The organism is Vibrio sp. 10N.286.55.E10, assembly GCF_002872555.1.
Lineage (GTDB): Bacteria > Pseudomonadota > Gammaproteobacteria > Enterobacterales > Vibrionaceae > Vibrio > Vibrio crassostreae.
Genome location: NZ_MCSD01000006.1, coordinates 31,798 through 53,332 on the forward strand (window position 1 = coordinate 31,798; position 21,535 = coordinate 53,332).

General features: G+C 46.8%; 16 protein-coding genes. 3 read left to right on the forward strand and 13 right to left on the reverse strand.

From position 1 onward, the window contains the following. Positions 1 to 174 precede the first annotated feature (174 nt). Together BCV39_RS05165 and BCV39_RS05170 are read right to left on the reverse strand one after the other, a co-directional pair. Positions 175 to 807 carry a 3'-5' exonuclease gene (locus tag BCV39_RS05165; protein WP_048663023.1) on the reverse strand — a complete coding sequence of 211 codons (633 nt, stop codon included), beginning with the start codon at positions 805 to 807 and terminating at the stop codon, positions 175 to 177. Between the two features lie 11 nt (positions 808 to 818). Beyond that, entirely contained in the window at positions 819 to 2,651 is a 1,833-nt protein-coding gene (locus BCV39_RS05170; protein WP_102433243.1) for a DUF294 nucleotidyltransferase-like domain-containing protein, read from the reverse strand. 230 nt (positions 2,652 to 2,881) lie between these two features. On the opposite strand from BCV39_RS05170, the gene BCV39_RS05175 reads away from it, so the two are divergent. After that, positions 2,882 to 4,072 carry a 3-phenylpropionate MFS transporter gene (locus BCV39_RS05175; protein WP_099165046.1) on the forward strand — a complete coding sequence of 397 codons (1,191 nt, stop codon included), beginning with the start codon at positions 2,882 to 2,884 and terminating at the stop codon, positions 4,070 to 4,072. A gap of 111 nt (positions 4,073 to 4,183) precedes the next feature. Then, complete coding sequence (locus BCV39_RS05180; RefSeq protein WP_102433249.1) at positions 4,184 to 7,615, forward strand: PAS domain-containing hybrid sensor histidine kinase/response regulator; 3,432 nt, start codon at positions 4,184 to 4,186, stop codon at positions 7,613 to 7,615. A gap of 93 nt (positions 7,616 to 7,708) precedes the next feature. Here BCV39_RS05180 and BCV39_RS05185 read toward each other — a convergent pair whose 3' ends face one another. The 4 genes from BCV39_RS05185 to BCV39_RS05200 form a co-directional block, all read right to left on the reverse strand. Then, positions 7,709 to 9,094, reverse strand: a complete 1,386-nt coding sequence (locus BCV39_RS05185) for a class II fumarate hydratase (RefSeq protein WP_048663021.1) — start codon at positions 9,092 to 9,094, stop codon at positions 7,709 to 7,711. 12 nt (positions 9,095 to 9,106) lie between these two features. Continuing rightward, a complete protein-coding gene (locus BCV39_RS05190; protein WP_026084247.1) occupies positions 9,107 to 9,490 on the reverse strand; it encodes a hypothetical protein in 384 nt (127 codons plus the stop codon). 192 nt (positions 9,491 to 9,682) lie between these two features. After that, a complete protein-coding gene (locus tag BCV39_RS05195) occupies positions 9,683 to 11,386 on the reverse strand; it encodes a sodium:solute symporter family protein (RefSeq protein WP_017062715.1) in 1,704 nt (567 codons plus the stop codon). 10 nt (positions 11,387 to 11,396) lie between these two features. Further along, positions 11,397 to 11,663 carry a DUF4212 domain-containing protein gene (locus BCV39_RS05200; RefSeq protein ID WP_010435433.1) on the reverse strand — a complete coding sequence of 89 codons (267 nt, stop codon included), beginning with the start codon at positions 11,661 to 11,663 and terminating at the stop codon, positions 11,397 to 11,399. 416 nt (positions 11,664 to 12,079) lie between these two features. On the opposite strand from BCV39_RS05200, the gene BCV39_RS05205 reads away from it, so the two are divergent. Continuing rightward, the gene (locus tag BCV39_RS05205) at positions 12,080 to 13,831 is read left to right on the forward strand and encodes a potassium/proton antiporter (RefSeq protein WP_102433242.1); all 1,752 of its coding nucleotides are present in this window, start codon (positions 12,080 to 12,082) and stop codon (positions 13,829 to 13,831) included. Here the strand turns inward: BCV39_RS05205 and BCV39_RS05210 are convergent. The 7 genes from BCV39_RS05210 to arcC all read right to left on the reverse strand — a co-directional run bounded on the left by BCV39_RS05210 (position 13,828) and on the right by arcC (position 21,469). Then, positions 13,828 to 14,457 (reverse strand): response regulator transcription factor, encoded by a 630-nt coding sequence (locus BCV39_RS05210; protein WP_102433241.1) that lies wholly within the window; start codon positions 14,455 to 14,457, stop codon positions 13,828 to 13,830. The genes BCV39_RS05205 and BCV39_RS05210 overlap by 4 nt on opposite strands. 211 nt (positions 14,458 to 14,668) lie before the next feature. Further along, positions 14,669 to 16,534 carry a protein-disulfide reductase DsbD gene (locus tag BCV39_RS05215; protein WP_102433240.1) on the reverse strand — a complete coding sequence of 622 codons (1,866 nt, stop codon included), beginning with the start codon at positions 16,532 to 16,534 and terminating at the stop codon, positions 14,669 to 14,671. A gap of 175 nt (positions 16,535 to 16,709) precedes the next feature. Beyond that, the gene (locus BCV39_RS05220; protein ID WP_048659199.1) at positions 16,710 to 17,198 is read right to left on the reverse strand and encodes an arginine repressor; all 489 of its coding nucleotides are present in this window, start codon (positions 17,196 to 17,198) and stop codon (positions 16,710 to 16,712) included. Between the two features lie 326 nt (positions 17,199 to 17,524). Next, entirely contained in the window at positions 17,525 to 17,989 is a 465-nt protein-coding gene (gene pyrI, locus BCV39_RS05230) for an aspartate carbamoyltransferase regulatory subunit (RefSeq protein WP_004729721.1), read from the reverse strand. Between the two features lie 15 nt (positions 17,990 to 18,004). Next, a complete protein-coding gene (pyrB, locus tag BCV39_RS05235; protein WP_017062721.1) occupies positions 18,005 to 18,934 on the reverse strand; it encodes an aspartate carbamoyltransferase in 930 nt (309 codons plus the stop codon). A 465-nt stretch (positions 18,935 to 19,399) separates the two neighbouring features. Next, positions 19,400 to 20,410, reverse strand: coding sequence for an ornithine carbamoyltransferase (argF, locus tag BCV39_RS05245; RefSeq protein ID WP_102433238.1), 1,011 nt, complete (start codon positions 20,408 to 20,410; stop codon positions 19,400 to 19,402). A gap of 147 nt (positions 20,411 to 20,557) precedes the next feature. Continuing rightward, on the reverse strand, positions 20,558 to 21,469 hold the full coding sequence (gene arcC / locus BCV39_RS05250; protein ID WP_048659197.1) for a carbamate kinase: 912 nt from the start codon (positions 21,467 to 21,469) through the stop codon (positions 20,558 to 20,560). Positions 21,470 to 21,535 lie beyond the last annotated feature (66 nt).

A 21,535-nucleotide genomic window follows, 5' to 3' on the forward strand; every position in this document is an offset into this window, starting at 1 on the left:
CTTTGTGTTCAGTTTCTAGGTCTATTACAGAACCATCTTTGTGTTATCACTCTCGGCTAGGACGGCGATTTCCACAATTAGACTTTAGGATGAGACGCTGCTTTTCACTTACAAAATAGCGAGTTAAGTTCATTTTTGAGATGTTGCTCTCTATGTGAAGCGCCAGTGGTTGAATTAAGAATAAGAAGAGTTGAAACGAGGTAGATCACCATGTTTCAGGCGCACAAAGATCAGCGCAGCGGAGATAGCGTCTTGTAATGCATCATGTTTATTGACTGGAATCGGTAAATCGAGCTGGCGACAGATGGCATCCATACTGAGATCGAAATAGGCATTGGGCAGCTGTCTTTCGAGTTTGTCTTGATAGAGTTGGCTTACTTCGACTAATCGGTTAGGCAGTGGAAATCCAAGTTGTTTTAAACAGGCGCGGTCGAGAATTTTTTTATCATAGCGGATGTGATAGCCGACTAAAGGACGATTACCAATGAAGTTCAGTAGCTCAACTAAAGCCTGTTTTTCTTCGATGCCGTGCTTTAGATCTTGATGACGAATGCGGTGGATTTTTATTGAATTGCAATCGAGCGATTGCGGGGCGCGCAATCGGACTTCAAAAGGTTGGCTGGTAATGATTCGGTTACCGATGATCTTGGTCGCGGCAATAGTGACTAATTCCGCCTGATTAGGGTCTAGGCTGGTGGTTTCACAATCGAGCGATACATATTCATGATCAATAGGCGCAGTAAACAGAGGCTGGTAAAGAGAGCCTTTGAGCTTGTGATGCCAGTAATAGCGAACCAACCTATTCATCGTTCAATTGCCTAATCTCGTATCTGATAGTGGTAGCCGAGCCATTGCTTGAATTTCTTCACCACGTGCAGGCTATGACGAAGCAAATCTCTGTCTGCTCGCTCCATCAGTTTGACGTTAATTTTGTTGCTGCTGTGCTGTTGAGAAAGCCTTTGGGCTAAGCGCCACTTAAAGAATTGCTTGAGTGCTTCACTGAGATTATCCGCGGTGCTTTGCTCTAATACCTTCTTGCTGACCAGCTGCTCAATGCGTTCGAAGGTGTTGTTTACGGTGACACCATGCTCAAGACAAAGTGCTCTCACACCATGCACTATAGGGAAAATACCGCCTTGTTTGATATCGAGCCCTGACTTGGATTGCTTCACATTGCCAAATAGAGTGAGGGGTACTGAGAAGTTAAGCGCTGGGCGGCAGAATTCCGTCAAAATCAACTCTTGTCCTAGCATTAAATCACTGAGGTGCTGCTTCACTGGTTTTAGTAGTTCCCTGTTACCCGCTACGGCGTGTGCGTCCGACATGATGGCGATATCCATCACTGTCTCTGGCGTTGCTTTGCTTACCCAGCTGGTGAGGGTTTGCTTCCACTCTTGTTCTGAATGCACCCATTTCGGGTTGTTGACCATCACGTTGCCCGGACATAGTGGGTAACCCAATTGCTGCAATGTATGGGTTAGGTCGTTCATGGCACTTTGGCATTGATGCCACTCCAAACCATCTTGAATAATCAGAGCGTTGTCTTGATCGGTTTTGAGAATTTGCTCTCCGCGACCTTCTGAACCCAACACAATTAGGCAGCAGTGGTTATGCAGTGCAGGAGGGATAATCAACTCAAAAGCCTTCTCTATGATCTGTTCGTTGACCGCAGAAATCAGTTCCATGATAAAGCGTGTGCGAATCCCATTACTGAGTAAGCTCTCGACCAGTTGACGCTGTTTGTTAGAGGCCATAGCCAACTCTTCAACGCTGGTGGCACGAGCAATACGCAAAGTGAGAACGTGAGAGTGTGTGGAAAATGCACTGAGGATCTGTGTCATATCCACCATGCCGACCGCATTTTTACCATCACAAACCATCAACCTTTTCACTCGATTTCTGGTCATGGTAATCATAGCGTTAAATAAGAAATCGCCTTGGTTCACGTGCATCACCGGGAAGGTTGCGATCTCACCGACAGGCGCATCCAATGGGTAATTATCGAGCATCACAGCATGCAATAAATTGGTTCGAGTGACGATTCCATACGGAAAGGTACATGATGATCCAAAAGCTTTTGGATCATCATATTCTAAATGAATTAGAGCCGAGTCCAACCCTTGCTCTTTAAGGGTTTGAGTGACTTGGTTGATTGGTTGGCTGGGTTCCAGTATCAGTGGAGGGTGATAGATCGACTCGTCCACTTTGGTCAGTATGAACTCTGCAAGATTTTGTTGCTGTTGGGCAGCTTCAATTAGCGCTTTTCGTGTCGAAAGGTTGCTATCAAAGTAAGCGGCAAACTGGCCATTGGCGTGGTACAGCTCGAGAAAGGTCTCGGTTGGCAGTAGATAACTTAGCGTATCTTCAAGTGCGATATATTGGTGTTTGGTGTGAGGCTCAAACTGACTTCGTACATCGAAGATATCGTCATTGGCATAATGTGCGTAGATCTCTCCATCGCTGCTCGCGCGCTCCTCTACGGCTCCTTTAATCAGAATATGCAGATGGCGACTAGGGCGGTCTGCCTCCAATATCACCTCGTGTGCTCGGTAATAAACCACATCCAATGAGGAACGCAGCGTTAACTGCTCCGTGTCGGACAGGCTATCGAAAGGCGGGTGCTGCATATTAAATTTATCAGGCATAAGCATCGAAAGAAGTAGGAGTCTCTTTTCAGTCTGACAAATTACCAGCGAAGCTCCAGACGACTTTAGTCTAAATGCGATCGTGGGTGCGGGTGAGCGCCGGATACCTCACTCAAATGGGATATCGATATTCATTGAATACAGGAATACTATCTCTTCAATAATTCCCTTTTTCATCTTTTGTGACCTAGGCATAATTGGCGCTTCCTTGTTCCACACATTTTTATAGGTCGCCTATGTTTAATCCTTCCCCTTATGGCTGGATATCCCAGTATTTTCTTGGTTTCTTTTTTGCCTATGGCGTTTATCTGCCATTTTGGGCGCTGTGGTTTGAAGACCAAGGCGTTTCTGCAGGGGACATTGGCGTATTGATTGGTGTGGGTTTGGCTACGCGTTGTGTTGCCAACTTTGTGATCACCCCACGTATCCATAAAGTTGAGCATTTAATACCAGCATTGCGTTGCCTCAGTTTTGTCGCGCTATTATTTGTTGGTTTCCATTTCTTTACTGGTGGTAGCTTTTTATTGATGTTGCTAGCAACGGTAATGTTCAACCTCTGCTATGGACCGATTATTCCGCTTTCTGATGCAATGGCGAACCATTACAGCCGTCTCAAGATGCTTGATTACGGACGTACACGTTTGTGGGGTTCAGTGGCATTTATTGCTGGTTCAACGGTGGTTGGTTATCTGGTGGCTGAATTTGGCACGGATATGATTTTGTATACTGCGCTGGCAGGAGTTTTGGTTTCTCTGTTGTTCGCGATGAGAAACCCGAACGTAATGCCGGTGACAGAATCAGAGCAAGTCGCTGAAAGACCTAAACTTGGTCAACTATTACGTGAATCGTCGGTAGTGAAGTTTCTTGCATTGATGGCACTGCTTCAAGGAAGCCACGCCGCGTATTACAGCTTTAGTGCGATTTACTGGAAAGAGGCGGGGCACTCTGAGGCGATCATCGGTTATCTGTGGAGCTTGGCTGTGGTTGCTGAGGTGGCTGTATTTGCTCTGAGCAAGCGATTGTTTGCTGGATTATCATTGCGCACTCTGTTTGTGATTGCTGGCATCGGGGTAATGGCTCGTTGGGGTATCACAGCATCAACGATTGCGATTCCAGTATTGATAGTGGCTCAGTTGCTGCACGGGGTGACATTCGCCATGGCACACATCGCGGCGATTCAATACATCCAATCTGAAGAACAGAACAAGATGGTTGCCCTGCAAGCTCTGTACAACGCGATTCCATTAGGTGCCTTTATCGCGTTAATGACCACCTTAAGTGGTTGGGGTTATGAGCTTTGGGGAGCGAATATTTTCTGGGGCATGGCTGCGATGGGTGGATTGGCCTTGTTCATTAAGCTGGATGAAAGAAGTTCAGTGGTTGAAGTCAATCAAACAGCCTCAGCTCAATCTGATGCTCAGAATTAAAGCCCAAAGCACATAATTTAAGCGATGCGATTGAGTTAAACGCACTTCCCTAGTTAAATGAAACCTCTCCCTTATGGAGAGGTTTTTTTATGGATGAAGAAAGGGTTTTCAATGCAAGGATGGGTAGTAATTCCAGTCTCTTTAGCTTACTTGGGCGTGTTATTTCTGATCGCATGGTATGGAGACAGGCAAGTTCGCTGGCTATCACGCTGGCGTCCATGGATCTATAGCCTTTCTATTGCGGTGTATTGTACCTCTTGGACCTTCTACGGAACGGTGGGGCAGGCGAGCAATAACCCTTGGTCTTTTTTACCCATTTATCTCGCCCCGATTCTGGTCTTTACACTAGGGTGGCGGATCTTGGCGCGGTTGATCCTGATTGCGAAGCGAGAACACATCACCTCGATTGCCGACTTTATCGCGGCTCGTTACGGAAAATCTCAGGGCTTAGCGGTAGCTGTGACGGTTATCGCAGTGGTCGGTATTCTTCCTTATATCGCGCTGCAACTGCGCGGTATTACCATGGGGCTCGATATTGTTGCTCCTAGTCTGGCTCAAGATTTTGGCTATCAGGATTATCATGTTTCTTGGTTTGTGGTTGGCGCGCTGGCCATCTTTACGATGTTGTTTGGTACCAGGCATATAGATAACACGGAACATCACCGTGGCATGATGATGGCGGTGGCATTTGAGTCCATCGTTAAGCTGGCGGCATTCCTGATTGTTGGTCTGTTTATCATGTACTTGGCGATGAGCAGCGACAAAATCGATTTGCTTGATGTGGCGGCTTCCACCTACGAATCACCGAATATTCCGACTCTAATCATTCATACCGTTTTAACTATGTTGGCGATTGTTTGTCTGCCACGCCAATTCCATACCATGGTGGTAGAGAACGAACGTCCTCAAGATCTACACACAGCACGTTGGTTATTTCCGCTTTATCTGATTTTGATGGGGCTGTTTGTTCTTCCTATCGCATGGGCGGGGCAAGGGCTGCTTCCAAGCATGCCTGCAGATACGTATGTGATTAGCCTGCCGATGGCTGAAGGCGCCAATCATATTGCCTTGCTTGCGTTCCTTGGTGGTACGTCTGCCGCAAGTGGTATGGTGATCGTATCGACTATCGCATTGGCGATCATGGTTTCGAACGATTTAGTTATGCCATTGCTTCTGCGTCGCATGCGCCTAACTCAAAGAACCCATCGTCATTTTTCGGGGCTGCTACTCGTAATTCGTCGCGGGCTTATTTTATTGCTTCTGCTTGGTGCTTGGTTGTTCTATCAGGCGCTCGACACCATTCACTCCTTGTCTGCGATCGGCTTCCTTTCGTTTGCGGCGATTGCTCAATTTGCTCCGGCACTGATTGGTGGTTTGTACTGGCGTCCGGGTAACCGAAAGGGTGTGTATGTCGGCTTAATGGTCGGTTCAGTGATTTGGCTGATTACCCTGATGAGTCAAACCAGCATGTTGGCAGGCGATAGTGAAAGTAACCTTTTGCTGTGGATGATCACGCCGCCAGAACTGCTCAGTAGCTGGAATATCAGCAGTTCGAACTGGGGCATTGTGCTGAGTATTGTACTTAATACCTTGTGCTATGCCGTGGTTTCGATGTCGACCAGGCCAAGCCTAAGTGAGCGCTTACAATCAGCAGCATTTGTTGGCACGCCGCTGCCTGAAAATGAGAACATTAGCCTTTATCAAAGCCGTGTAACCGTGGCTGAATTAGAGATGTTGGCGTCGCGTTTTGTCGGTCGAAAGCGAGCGAAAAGTGCCTTACACAGCTATTGGCAACAACACGGGCAGCCGTTACTTCCTAATCAACAAGCACCTGCGAGTTTGATTCGACACGCAGAGCGTGTACTCGCCGGTGTATTCGGTGCCTCTTCTGCTAAGTTAGTACTTACTTCCGCTTTACAGGGCAGAAACATGCAGCTTGAAGAAGTAGCGACCATCGTTGATGAAGCCTCTGAACTGTACGATTTCAGCCGTGGTTTATTGCAAGGCGCGATTGAACATATTGGCCAAGGCATTGCTGTAATAGACAAACAAATGAGGCTGGTGGCGTGGAATCAACGTTACTTAGAGCTGTTTGAATTCCCTGCGGGTTTGATTCAGGTTGGACGACCCATTTCAGATGTGATTCGTCATAATGCTGAACAAGGTTTGTGTGGCCCGGGTGACCCAGAAGATCACGTTCGCCGCCGTGTTTATCACCTTGAACAAGGCACTCGACACACCTCTTCTCGTATTCGTCCTGATGGCCGAGTGATTGAGGTGCAAGGTAATCCGATGCCAAGTGGCGGCTTCGTAATGAGCTTCACTGATATCACGGTATTCCGACAAGCAGAGCAAGCGCTAAAAGATGCCAATGAAAGCTTGGAATCAAGAGTGCATGAGCGAACTCAAGAGCTCGAGAAACTGAATCATCGCTTGGTAAAAGCAACTCAGATTTCGGATCAAGAGTCCCAATCAAAGAGTCGTTTTCTCGCCGCGGTAAGCCACGATTTAATGCAGCCGCTCAATGCTGCGCGCTTGTTTGCTTCGTCACTTTCTGAGGTGGCGAAAGAGCAAGAGGTGAAGCAACTGTCATCTCACATCGAGAGTGCGCTTGGTGCTGCTGAAGATCTGATTGGTGACTTACTGGATATCTCTCGACTGGAATCAGGGAAGCTAGAAACCAACATTCATGCGATTGCTGTACACGATGTGCTAACCAACTTAAATGCGGAATTTAGTGCCTTAGCGAGACAACAAAAAATTGAGTTCAAGATGATCCCATCGTCATTGTTCATTCACTCTGATCCTAAGTTATTGAGACGTGTGATTCAGAACTTTTTGACCAACGCCTTTCGCTATAACCCGGAAGGTAAAGTGGTTCTGGGTGCAAGGCGAGTGAACGGGCAAGTGCGAATCGATGTGTGGGATAACGGAACCGGTATCGATGAAGACAAGCAACAAGAGATCTTCGAAGAATTTACTCGTGGCAGCCAAGTGCGTTCTGATCAAGGGTTGGGGTTAGGGTTAGCCATCTCGAAAGGTATTGCTCATGTACTTGGTCATCAAATTTCGATGCGCTCATGGCCGGGTCAAGGTAGTGTCTTTTCCATCACCTTAGCTCGAGCGGAAAAAGTGGCTCCAGTTGTGCAAGCTTCAGCGCCAATGGCGACCAGCGACATCGAACATCTGAAAATATTGTGTGTCGATAATGAGCGCGAAATTTTGGTCGGGATGGAGAACCTGATTGGTCGTTGGGGTTGTGAGGTTAAGACCGCGGTTGATCTGGTTGAAAGCTTGAAGTGTCTCGATGACGACTGGCAGCCGGATGTGATCTTCTCTGATTATCGTCTCGACAATGGTCGAACGGGACTTGAGGTGTTGCAACAGTGTCGACTGCGCCTTGGAGACTCTTTTGAAGGGGTCATCATCAGTGCCGATAGAACAGATGACATGTTGGCAGCGATAAAGGCCAACAGCTTTAGTTTTATTGCCAAGCCTGTGAAGCCGCTAAAACTCAGAGCGGTATTGAATCGCGTGAGTTAATTCAAATCACTATTTTTAATTAACTATTAGAGACTAAAAGGCCTCAGATGAGGCCTTTTTTTGATCCGATAGACTTGCTATGAGTTACTGGTTTTAACCAGCAATACCACCCTGCGTCAGTGTGGTTGGATCAAGCAGTTTGCTGAGTTCTTCTCGGCTGAGATCGGTTTCTCTTTCTGCAACCTCAAGGATTGGCAAACCCTCTTTGTAGGCTTTCTTAGCAATATCCGCAGCTTTCAAGTAACCAATCACAGGGTTGAGTGCCGTGACCAGAATTGGATTCTTTGAAAGTGCTAAATCAAGATTGTCTTGGCGCACAGTAAAGGTCGCAACGGCTTTATCAGCCAATGCGATGGAGCTGTTAGCTAAAAGCTCGATACTTTCTAATACGTTATGAGCAATGACTGGCAGCATCACATTCAGTTGGAAGTTGCCTGATTGGCCTGCCACAGTAATCGTCGTGTCGTTACCAATCACTTGTGCTGCTGCCATCGCTGCGGCTTCTGGAATCACAGGGTTCACTTTGCCCGGCATGATAGAAGAACCCGGCTGTAGCGCCTGCAATTCGATCTCACCTAAACCTGCTAGCGGGCCTGAGTTCATCCAGCGAAGATCGTTTGAGATCTTCATGATCGCAACTGCTGCAGTTTTGAGCTGCCCTGAAAAGGCAACGATCGCATCTTGGCTGCTGAGGTTGAAAAAGAAGTTCTCACTCGAGTTAAAACTGATCTTTGTCGATTGAGATAGGTGACTTGCAAACTTATCGGCAAAGCGTGGGTCGGCATTGATCCCGGTTCCTACCGCTGTTCCACCTTGAGCTAGCGCCTTGATAGCGGGCAGGGTGCTTTCAATGGCTTGCTTGGCGTGTTCAATCTGGAACTTCCAGCCACCAAGCTCTTGAGCAAAGGTAATTGGCATCGCATCCATTAGATGAGTACGACCGGTTTTCACTACCTCAGCAAGCTCTTGCTGTTTAACGGTAAGTGCTTCAGAAAGGTGAGTTAATGCAGGCAGTAGTTTGTTTTCAGCCATAAGAGCGACACTGACTTGAATTGCAGTTGGTACCACATCGTTGCTGCTTTGACCCATATTGACGTGATCATTCGGGTTTACGTCGCCTTGTAAGCTTCTTGAAGCGAGCGTGGCAATCACTTCATTAGCATTCATGTTGGAGCTAGTACCAGAGCCAGTTTGATAAACATCGATCGGGAATTGATCGAGGTATTTACCATCGATGATCTCTTGGCTCGCTTCGGCAATCGCGTTGGCGATATCACCTTCCAATAAACCCAACTGAGCGTTGGTGTCTGCGGCGGCCTGTTTAATGAATGCCAATGCTTGAATGAAGCTGGTTGGCATCTTGTGTGAACTAAAAGCAAAGTTATCTGCAGCACGTTGAGTTTGTGCTTGGTATAGCGCATCAGCAGGGACTTTCACTTCCCCCATGCTGTCTTTCTCAATTCGATATTGTAGGGTCATGTTCTATCCTTGTTAGCCAAGTGGGGCTTGGACTTGTTGTAGTGTTTGGCTGAGATTCAAAAAACGCGCTTGGCCTTGAGGCTGCTGGCAGTAGTGGCGTTTCAAATAAAATAGTGGTGAGTGAATAGAGTCTAGGCAGATATGACGAAAGGCGAAACTGCGCTCAGGAGACTCAATCGCTTCAATCAGATGGAAGAAAACTTGGCGCAGGTACAGCTCGCACAACAAGATGTTTTCTTGGGCGGCGTGCTTTTCATAGTAAGCGGAAAGCGTCAGTGCGCACTCGATGTAGTCTCGAATCACAAATGGCTCATGGCCTTGGACTTGTTCTAATGAAGCAAAGCGATCTTGTGCTTTGTAAAACCTCGAATAGAGACCCTGCTGTTCTTTCATCATCACTTGCATCTCCCCACTGGATCTTAATGATAATTATTATCAAATGAGATTTTAAAAACAACCTTTTGTTTGTCTTTTTATAAAATAAAACGGGAAAAGAAAAAGCCGATACATAACGTATCGGCTTTCTGAGATTCAGTACCTAATCCCTACAATGTAAGTACTGATTCATTTTTTGCTAAACATCTCTGCTTAGTGGTCGTGAGCTTCACCAGCACCTTTCGGGTAACGAATGTTCTCAACCATATCTTGTACATCTTGTGGCACTTCAGCAGTTACCTTGTTTACAGCAATTGATACTACGAAGTTTAGGCACATACCTAGCGTACCGATGCCCTCTGGGCTGATACCAAACCACCAGTTTTCAGGTGTGCTTGCTGCTGGGTTAATGAACTTGAAGTAGATGATGTAGCTTGCTGTGAAGGCAATACCTGACAACATACCTGCAATTGCGCCTTCCTTGTTCATCTTCTTGTAGAAGATACCTAGGATAATCGCTGGGAAGAAGGATGCTGCGGCTAAGCCGAAGGCAAACGCTACTACCTGTGCTACGAAGCCTGGTGGGTTAATACCCAAGTAACCTGCACCGACAATCGCGACCATAGCTGCCAAACGAGCGGCTAACAGCTCCTGTTTGTCGGTCATGTTTGGTCTGAAGCCTTTCTTCAACAAGTCATGTGAAATCGACGTAGAGATTACCAGTAGTAGACCTGCGGCAGTTGATAGTGCGGCTGCTAGGCCACCGGCTGCAAGCAGTGCTACAACCCAGTTTGGTAGTTTCGCTAGCTCTGGAGAAGCCAATACGATGATGTCACGGTTAATCTTCATCTCGTTGCGTTCATCGCCCGAGTAGAACATTTTTCCATCGCCGTTCTTATCTTCCCAACCTACTAGACCTGTGCTTTCCCAGTTTTTGTACCAGCTTGGTGCGTCTGCTGCTGCGACACCTTGCATGTCAGGGCCGTTGATTGTTTCGATCATGTTTACACGAGCGAATGCTGCAACACCTGGTGCTGTTGTGTATAGCAATGAGATGAACAGTAGAGCCCAACCCGCTGAGATACGAGCATCACGTACTTTTGGTACAGTGAAGAAACGAATGATTACGTGTGGAAGACCCGCAGTACCTACCATTAGAGCCGCACAGATGAAGAATACATCCACCATGCTCTTGTTACCTTCGGTATAGGCGGTAAATCCGAGTTCTTCGGTGAGTCCATCCAGTTTATCAAGTAAGTAAACATCTGTGCCTGATAGCGTAGAGCCCATACCAACTTGTGGAAGTGGGTTACCTGTCATCATGATTGACGTAAAGATTGCTGGAACAAGGAAGGCGAAAATGAGGACACAGAATTGAGCTACCTGCGTATAAGTGATGCCTTTCATGCCACCAAGCACTGCGTAGAAGAACACAATACCCATACCAATGATGATACCTAGGTTAATGTCGACTTCTAGGAAACGAGAGAATACAACGCCTACACCACGCATCTGACCTGCAACGTACGTAAATGATACGAAGATTGCACAGAATACCGCTACCATACGGGCAGTTTTCGAGTAGTAACGCTCACCGATGAAATCAGGAACCGTAAACTGACCGAACTTACGTAGGTAAGGTGCTAAACATAGCGCAAGTAGTACGTAACCGCCTGTCCAACCCATTAGGTAAACCGCACCGTCGTAACCAACGAATGAGATGATACCTGCCATTGAGATGAATGATGCTGCCGACATCCAGTCAGCGGCGGTCGCCATGCCGTTTGCTACTGGGTGTACACCACCGCCAGCAACGTAGAACTCACTCGTAGACCCTGCACGAGCCCAGATTGCGATGCCGATATATACCGCGAAAGTAATACCGACGAGAATAAACGTCCAAGTTTGAATATCCATGTTCTAGCCTCTAGTCTTCCTGTACGTTGTATTTTTTGTCGAGCGCATTCATGCGAACAACGTAAATAAATATCAGCGCCACGAAGGTGTATATCGAACCTTGCTGAGCGAACCAAAATCCTAGCTTGAACCCGCCAAACTGAACGGTATTGAGGGCATCCACAAATAAGATGCCAGCGCCGTAAGACACTGCAAACCAGACCGCGAGCAGTGTTCCCATAATTCCCAAGTTTTCCTTCCAGTAGGCTTGAGCATGTTCCGTAGATTCGAACGCCATTGCCTTCTCCTTTATTTCGTTTCCGTAGAAACTGTTTCTGTAGAAAATTATCGTGTTAACGTAATGTTACGATTTAGAATGTAGCAAGGATAAGTAAAGGGATCTGTGCAACTTTAGTCGGGACGCGATTAGCACTAATCCACTGAAATATGGGAGTTGGAAGACATAACCATAGAAAAATGTGATGTTACAATGTTGTTAAATTAGCCTAAGGTCTAACAAAAACGCATGAATTAGGGTGCGAGTCATAAAATTTAACAACTAAATGACCGAGAAACGGTATTTAGTCCTGCATATGACACGAAGCGAAACATAAGTTTGTTATAGTATCAGCGGCACTTTTACCGACCGCGCCTTGCTTAACGGCAGAAGATCAACATGCTTAAAGCTCGGGTTTTATTCTTTGGGGGGACGAATTGGACGCAATAACTATTAACCACTTATTTTTAACTGGTGCGGTGCTCATCGCCATCAGTGTGCTTTTTTCGCAAGTCTCCTCTCGCTTGGGCGTTCCTATTCTTTTGATCTTCCTTTTCGTTGGCATGTTAGCTGGTGAAGATGGGCCCGGTGGCATCAATTTCGATGACTACTCCCTAACTTATTTGGTGAGTAATCTTGCGCTTGCTGTGATCCTGCTTGATGGCGGTATGCGGACCAAGGTTGCAAGCTTCAAGGTCGCTTTCTGGCCGTCACTGTCACTAGCCACAATAGGCGTGGCCTGTACTGCGACCTTAACTGGACTTATGGCTTCTTGGCTGTTCGACCTGTCACTGATGCAGGGCATTTTGGTGGGCGCAATTGTTGGCTCCACCGATGCGGCAGCGGTATTCTCTTTGTTGAAAGGGCAAAGCCTCAATGAGCGTGTTGGCTCAACCTTAGAGATCGAATCGGGTACCAACGACCCAATGGCAGTCTTCCTGACAGTGACCTTAATTACGCTACTTGGCACCCCAGATGCCGAGATGGGAATGAACTTCCTACTGAAAAGTTTCGCGATGCAGTTTGGTGTCGGCACGCTTATCGGCCTTGGTGGCGGTTGGGTTCTGTGGAGCTTAATCAATCGAGTGCAGCTGGCTGATGGCCTGTATTCGATTCTGGTGCTCAGTGGCGGTGTAGCTCTGTTTGCCTTCTCTAACATGCTTGGCGGCAGCGGTATCTTATCGATTTACTTAGTGGGCTTGTTCATTGGTAATCGTCCGACACGCTCTCGACACTCGATTCTTAATGTCCTTGATGGCATGACGTGGTTAAGCCAAATCGTGATGTTCTTGGTATTGGGTTTACTGGTGACGCCATCGACGCTGATGGACATTGCTCTGCCTGCATTAGCACTGGCCTTCGGTATGATTTTGTTTGCTCGTCCGCTGTCGGTTTGGTTGGGTTTGCTGCCGTTCAGAAGCTTTACCACCAAGGAACGTTGGTTTGTTTCTTGGGTCGGTTTACGTGGTGCGGTGCCGATCATTCTGGCCGTGTTCCCGATGATGGCTGGCCTGCCCAATGCTCAGCTGTATTTTAATATCGCCTTCTTCGTGGTTATGGTGTCGCTGATTGTTCAAGGCGGCAGCTTGATGAAAGTCGCGAGATTGGCTCAAGTGACTTTACCTCCAACACCGACACCGATTTCTCGTACAGGCATTGAAATCTACCCTGCCAGTGAGTGGGAGATGTTTGTCTACAAGCTGAAAGAAGAGAAATGGTGTGTGGGCGAACCACTGAAGCGTTTGTCTATGCCGGAAGGAACGCGCATTACTGCACTGTTTAGAAAGGATACCTTGCTTCACCCATCGGGCAGTACCGTGCTAGAGGCGAACGATATTCTCTGTGTGCTTGGTCAAGATAAAGACCTAGATAGCCTAAGTGAGCTATTCAGTGAGGCACCTTTAGCCGAAGATGCAGCTCGATTCTTTGGTGATTTCTTCCTTGAGGTTGGGTTATCGATTGCTGCCGTGAGTGACTGCTATGGCATTGAACTTGGCTCGGAAGAAGAGCGCGACATGACGCTAAAACAATTGGCTGAGCGCGAACTTGGCGCGCACCCAGTATTGGGCGATAGCTTCGAGTGGCATGACATCACTTGGGTAGTCGCAGAGATAGATGATCATAAAGTCGTCAGGTTGGGTTTATGTTTACCTAAGACGACTTTAGAAGAGGATATGAGCGAAGCCTAATTGTGGACTTCTTGTAGCAAGATAACCGCTTGAGTACGATTTTTCACATCCAGTTTACGGAAGATGGCCGTCATATGTGCCTTGATGGTCGCTTCCGAAACATTCAATTCATAGGCGATTTGCTTGTTCAGCAAGCCGTCAGAAAGCATCCCTAATACCCTGTACTGCTGAGGCGTCAGTGTGGAAATCTTTTCTGCAAGGTCGCTACAGGCAGCATTGTTGGTAATCAGTCCTTCAGGGAAGAACGGGTCGCCATTCAGCACTTGATTCAGTGCACTCACCAATTCACGCATATCACTCGACTTAGGAATGAAGCCAAACGCACCGTGGCTCTTCACTTGAGTCACTACGCTGGCATCTTCACTGGCAGAAATCACCACAATCGGTAGATCTGGGTATTCAGCGCGCAGTTGAATTAAGCCTGACATGCCATTGGCACCCGGCATTTTCAGGTCGAGCAGCAGCAGGTCGGGTTCATCTTCTTTCTTAAGCAGAGTCAGTAAGGCGTCGAGAGAATCAGCCTCAAGCAGGTTCGCACCGCTGATCGCCATATGAACTGACTGAAACAGGGCGTTGCGGAAGAGAGGGTGGTCATCAGCAATGATGATGGTATAGGTCGAGTCCATGACGTTCATACTTTTAACAATTTAGTTAATATTTATTATCATCCTGATTGAGTATGTGGACAATATCTATGCATTAAAAGTCTGAACCATATCGACTTTTATCCCTGTTCTTGGAAAGCGTTTCCTATAATCACAAAAAAGCCGCACTGCCATCTCGTTATGAGGAGCAGTGCAGCTTGCGTTAGAGCTTGTATTTAGACGAATGTCGTCGTTATAGCTGGTGGTCTTGCATGTGTTTTAAGAATACATCGGCAGGCATAAAACCAGTGACACGAGCATTTGGAACATGGTTACCCTCGCCATCCCAGAACTCAATCGTTGGTAAGCCGAGTACCTGTAATTGTTTAAGCAGTTCAATATCTTGAGGCATGTTTCTTGTTACGTCAGCCTGAAGCAGTACGAAGTCAGAAAGTTTGTTCTCAACATCAGCTTGATGGAAGGTGTACTTCTCGAACTCTTTACACGCCACACACCAATCTGCGTAGAAATCGAGCATCACTGGTTTACCCAGCTTTTTCGCTTCGATGAGCTGGATTTCTAGCTCTTCAACGGTATTGATGCGTGCAAATTGGATATGCTGTTGTTCTACCGTTACGCTCTTCTCCGCAAACCAATAGTTCAATGCAGGCTGTGCGGAAGCAAACAAGCCAAGCATTGCGATGATACCGACCGCACTTTGCTTCCAGCCGCCGAATGGCAGTGCATTTTTGCTGTGGTACAGCCAACCGAAGGCGATGAAGCCAAGGCCAGACCAAAGCACTGTTGCCCATAACTCAGGGATAATACGCTCTAGCAGGAAGATTGGTGCTGCCAGCAAGATAAAGCCGAATACGATTTTTACCTTGTCCATCCAGCTGCCCGCTTTCGGTAGTAGCTTATTACCAAATACCGCAACTAAGATCAGCGGGATACCCATACCCATCGCCAATGCGTATAGAGCGATCGCGCCAGTAAACAGGTCACCACTTTGAGCCACATACAACAGCGCACCCGATAGTGGCGCTGTGGTACAAGGCGAACACACCAAGCCAGAGATAGCACCCATCGCGAACACGCCCAAGGTATTGCCACCTTGTTGCTTGTTACTTTGGTTGTTGAGCCAAGTTTGAATGCTGCTTGGCAGTTGCAGGTTATAAACGCCAAACATCGACATGGCTAACGCCACGAATAGAACGCTCAACGCAATCAATACGTAAGGGTGTTGCATCGCCGCTTGGAACTGCATACCTGCAGAGGCAACCACTAAACCTAACAGGGTGTAGGTTAGCGCCATACCTTGCACATAGATGAACGACAACATCAGCGCACGACCTTGGCTGAGCTTGCCGCCACCTAAAACGATACCCGTTAGAATTGGGTACATCGGCAGAACACACGGTGTAAAGGCTAAGCCAACACCAAGTGCTAAGAATAATAATGGCGTCCACCAACTGTCACCGAGCTTATCGGCTAGGCTCGCTTCTTTTGAAACGGGTGCACTTGATTGTGGAGTGGTGTTAGTTGCAACGTCTGCTTTTAGAGAAGCTTGTTGCGTTGAAACATCGGTTTCATTGTTTGCAGCCGATGACTCTTGCGATACCGCATTAGCTTGAGAGTCGCCTGAACCAGAACCAAAATCTGTAGCCGCAAATGGTTCAATGTCGATGATTCGAGTTTCGGGTGGATAGCAGAAACCCGCATCCGCACAGCCTTGATATTTAACGATCAGCTGTGAGCCATCTTGGTAACTCTGTAGGGGAACTTGAACGAATAACGGCTGGGTATAAATGCTCACCTCACCAAAGAATTCATCTTGGTGTGGCTTACCATCTTCTAATTCAACGTTACCGATCGCGAGATTTTGCCCAGTGAAAGAGAGGCTATGTTGGTAGAGGTAGTAGCCTTCTTTTACTTGCCAGTCGAGAAGCACCTTGCCGTCTTGCTGGTAGTAATTGAAAGGGAAAGCTTGGTCTACAGGGACAAAACCGTTGTTATTGCCTCCGAAGCTTGGCTCGGCGTTGTCATTTCCAAAAAGCGCCCACGCAGGCTGGGTGAACAGGGAAACACAAACAAAAAGTAATGTGGCAAGTCGTCGCATACTATTTAGTCATCAAATTGGAGTTGAAGGTATCTTAACTCAATCAGACCGTAATAGTTTGTGATTAGTTTCATCGACCAGCAAATATCCGCTAGGGCGGGTGAGCCACTTTGCTAGGCAGTCGAGAGAGGGTTAGCTGCGCAACTGCAGTGAACAGCCCTTGCCAGTAAGACATTTAGGCAACACCTAAGCGTGCTCTTACTACTTGTTCGCAAGCATCAATGTTCATCGTATCTTTTGGAATAATGAGCACAGTGTCATTGCCGCCAACAGTACCGATAATCTCTGTATGTGGGTCGATATCGACTAACCTTGCGACCAACTGCGCACAACCAGGGTTTGTTTTGACGATCACCATCGCTTGGTTGTGAGTAATTAATTCGATTTGCGATGAGATGGAGGCATCGACACGCACAGGCGCGCTTTCAACTGTAATGCAGTAAACCTTTTTACCACAGGCATTCTGAATTTTGACAACGCCAAGCTGTGACAAAATGCGAGAGACAGTCGATTGGCTAATGCCTGTATAACCGATCTCGACCAGTTTCTCGCGCAGTTGATTTTGGGTCGAGAAGCTTTGTTGTTGTAGTAAGCGTTTGCACGCCGCAGTCAGTGTTTTATCTTCAGCTGAATACAAGCAACCGTGCTCAGTGATTTCGTTCATGAACAACTCCTTAAGGTCAACGTGTGGATATCGCTTGTCCATAGCGCAGAACGCACTCCCAAAGCCGTAGAGTACGATTATTAATTAGGCTTACCGATGAATCCCGAAGTAGAGAAGGAAGGGTATGCGAGATGTATGATCATCTATTCATTGAGTCTACCACTAAAGGATAGTTATCTTTTTGAAGGCGATCACCAAATAATATTCTGGTTTATTGCTTTTATTTTGGGGTTTTATTCTTTGGCTAATGGATATTTATTCCGGCTTGGGAATAAATATCCATGTTACTTTAGTGGTTTTTGTTGCGAAGGTAATACCGCTAAGGGTTAGCGAATTTCACTCATGATCTCGCGAGAGAATACTTTTTCACAATAGTGACATTTTAGCTGTACGTTTTCGTGTTTTAGCTGCACTTTAAAGCTACTTTCGACAGGTTCACCGTGTGAAATACAGTTGCTATTTGGGCAGGCGAACACACTGTTGATTTGTTCTGGCAGCACAAGGGTTAGCTTGTTGACCACTTTGTACTCTTCAATCTGATTCACTGTCGCTTGTGGAGCGTACAGAGCCAATTGGTTGGCTTGTTCCTTGGTCAGAAAGATGTTCTCAATTTTGATTAGGTCTTTGTTGCCGAGCGCTGATGATGGCAGGTTTAAGCCCATCGTGATGCGTTGTTCTGTTTTATGCAGCTTGAACAGTTTGAGAATTTTAATCCCAAGATGAGCAGGGATGTGGTCAATCACGCTGCCATTACGGATCGCTTCTACTTGTAGCTGAGTTTGTTTAACCATGACTATATCTCCTGCTTATAAAGTGTCGTTTAGAACTAGGGCTAATAAAGCTTCACGTGCGTACACACCGTTTTCAGCCTGTTCGAAGTAGTAAGCGTGTGGCGTTTTATCGACGTCGGTGGTGATTTCGTCGACGCGTGGCAGTGGGTGAAGGACCTTCATATTTTGACGAGCGTCTTTCAATGTATCGGCGGTTAGGATGTAAGCCGATTTCATGTGTGCGTATTCCGACGCATCAAAGCGCTCTTTCTGTACGCGAGTCATGTATAAAACATCCAGTTCTGGCACGACTTCTTCAATGCTGCTGTGAGTGCTGTATTGGATCCCCATCTCTTCTAGCTCTTCACAGATGTAATCTGGCATCTCTAATACTTCTGGTGCGATAAAGAAGAAACGTACGTTATTGAATTTTGATAGCGCTTGGGTTAGTGAGTGCACAGTACGGCCATATTTTAGGTCGCCGACGAATGCGACATTGAGGTTATCAAGCGTGCCCTGCGTTTCGTAAATCGAGAACAGATCCAGCAAGGTCTGAGTTGGGTGTTGGTTGGCACCATCGCCGCCATTTACCACCGGAACACCGTTAGAGAATTCAGACGCTAAACGTGCTGCGCCTTCTTGTGGGTGACGCATCACAAAGGCATCCACGTAAGATGAAATAACCTGCACTGAGTCGGCAAGCGTTTCGCCTTTTTTCGCCAGTGATGTGTTACCGCCATTATCAAAGCCGATGACCGTGCCACCAAGGCGTTGAACGGCGGTTTCAAATGAAAGACGAGTTCGAGTTGAAGGCTCAAAGAAGCAGCTCGCAACGACTTTATTTTTCAGCAACTCTGGGTTTGGCTCGGCCTTGAGTCTTGCTGCTGTGTCGACGATAAGCTCTAGTTCATTACGAGTGAGCTCAGGTATGGAGATGATGTGCTTGTTAAATAACGAATGCGCCATAACGGGTCTTCCTTCTATGCATACAGTCAAATTGCGGACAAAAAAAAGCCCCCTAAAAATAGGAGGCTTCGAAACGATCAATAGAGCAAAATAAAAATGACACCAACGCCACTCTTTGGCGTGTGGTTTGACAATTATGTGCGACAGAATTGCGGTTCATTTTTTGCTCTCTTTAGACAAATTGCGGAGGATTATACTCAGATAAAAAGACCATGCAATACTTTCTGTAAAGTATTCATTTAATGGATTTTTATGCGAAATTGCGTCCGTTTTTAGCTTTCATTTAAGCCTTTGTCGGAACTGCGAATCTCAGGTTTTTTCAGGTAATAATCCTTTCTAGTACATGAAAAAAAATGCGGGTTTTATCCAAGGTCAAAATCCCAAGAACGCCACCCGCATTTCCCTGTTATTGCACTTAACTTGTCAACGTCTTGCGAACAAGTGAGTGCTTAACTTATTAACTTATTAGCTGCCTAGTGTCGCAACCATTACTGCTTTGATGGTGTGCATGCGGTTTTCAGCTTCGTCGAACACGATAGAGTATTCAGACTCAACCACTTCATCTGTCACTTCAACGCCGTCTTTTAGTTGTGGATATTCAGCAGCAAGTTGTTTGCCTACGGTGGTATCTTCGCCGTGGAAAGCCGGTAGGCAGTGCATGAATTTCACATGTGGGTTGCCAGTCGCTTTGATCATGTCCATGTTGACTTGGTAAGGCATCATTAGGTTGATGCGCTCAGCCCACGCTTCTTTTGCTTCGCCCATCGATACCCAAACATCGGTGTATAGGAAGTTACAACCTTGCACGCCTTCTTGAACATCTTCTGTTAGCGTGATTTTGCCGCCTGTGTGTTCAGCAATTTCACGACATTCAGCTAATAGTTCTTCTTGTGGCCAGAATTGTTTTGGAGCAACAAGGCGAATGTCCATGCCCATTTTCGCAGCGCCAACCATTAGAGAGTTACCCATGTTGTTACGAGCATCACCTAGGTAAGCAAAGCTGATTTCATGCAGTTGTTTACCACGGCCGTATTCCGTCATAGTTAGGAAGTCAGCCAGGATTTGTGTTGGGTGGAATTCGTCAGTCAGGCCATTCCATACTGGTACGCCAGCGTAAGCGCCTAGCTCTTCAACGATCTCTTGACCGAAGCCGCGGTATTCAATGCCATCGTACATACGGCCAAGAACGCGAGCGGTATCTTTCATTGATTCTTTGTGGCCAATTTGAGAGCCAGATGGGCCTAAGTAAGAAACTCGAGCACCTTGGTCGAATGCAGCAACTTCAAATGCACAGCGAGTACGAGTTGAGGTTTTCTCAAAGATAAGTGCGATGTTTTTGCCAGTCAGTGTTGGCTGTTCGTAACCGTTGTACTTCGCTTTTTTTAGCTCCATAGAAAGATCTAACAAGTGTTGAATTTCGCGTGGAGTGAAATCTAGTAGTTTTAGGAAGTTACGATTGCGTAGGTTAAAAGCCATGATGTATTCCTTCTTAGATTTAGGCGCTTTCCTGTTACAGGGAAAGAAAATTCAAGAAAGCGCGATTCAATTTTTAGTTAAATTTGTTCGGTTCGGTTTGTTTCGTTTGATTCTGTGTTTACAAGGACATAGAAACTTATTTGTGCGTTAACCTTTGGTGATATTGGTACCCGCTTGGCCTTGCAGGATTTGCAAGCCATCTTCGAGTGCGCCGATACCCACAACCTTGCCGCCTTGCTGAATGAATTCGCACGACGCTTCAATTTTTGGCCCCATAGAGCCTGCATCGAATTCGAACATTGCTAACTCGCTTGGGGTGGTACTGCGCAATGCGTGTTGAGTCGGTTTGCCCCAATCAAGGTAAACAGCGTCCGCGTCGGTCAAAATAAGCAGTGCATCCGCATCCAGTTGTTTCGCCAAGAAAGCCGCTGACATGTCTTTGTCGATAACCGCTTCAACACCCACTAATTTGCCGTTTTCTTTTTTTACTGGGATGCCACCGCCGCCTGTACAAATTACGAGGTGGCCTGCATCGATAAGTTGCGTAATCGCTTCGTGCTCAACAATGCCAGTAGGGCGTGGGCTTGGCACAACGCGACGGAAGTGTTGTCCGTCTGGTTTGACGATCCAGTGGAATTTCTCCGCTAATTCACGCGCTTCAGCTTCTTCGTAGATTGGGCCAATCGGTTTGGTTGGATCCGCAAATGCAGGATCATTTGGATCAACCGTCATTTGGGTCAACATGCAAGAGATGTTGCGGTTAGGCAGGTAGTTCTTAAACTCTTGCATCAACATATAGCCGATCATGCCTTGAGTTTCGCTGCCCAATACATCTAGCGGGTATGGATTTACTTTCTTGTATTCCAAACCTTGCAGAGCAAGTAAGCCAACTTGTGGGCCATTACCGTGCACTAACACCACGTTGTACACTTTTGCGATTTCAGAGATGGTTTTCACAGCCGTTTCAATATTGCGGCGTTGAACATCGGCTTCTAACGGCTCACCGCGACGAAGTAGGGCATTACCACCGAGTGCGACAACAACAGTTTGCTTAGTCATAATTGTGTTCTCTCATTTTGGCCAAGCTGAGATGATTTAAGATCGTTCAACTTGGCCGTTTCGTCT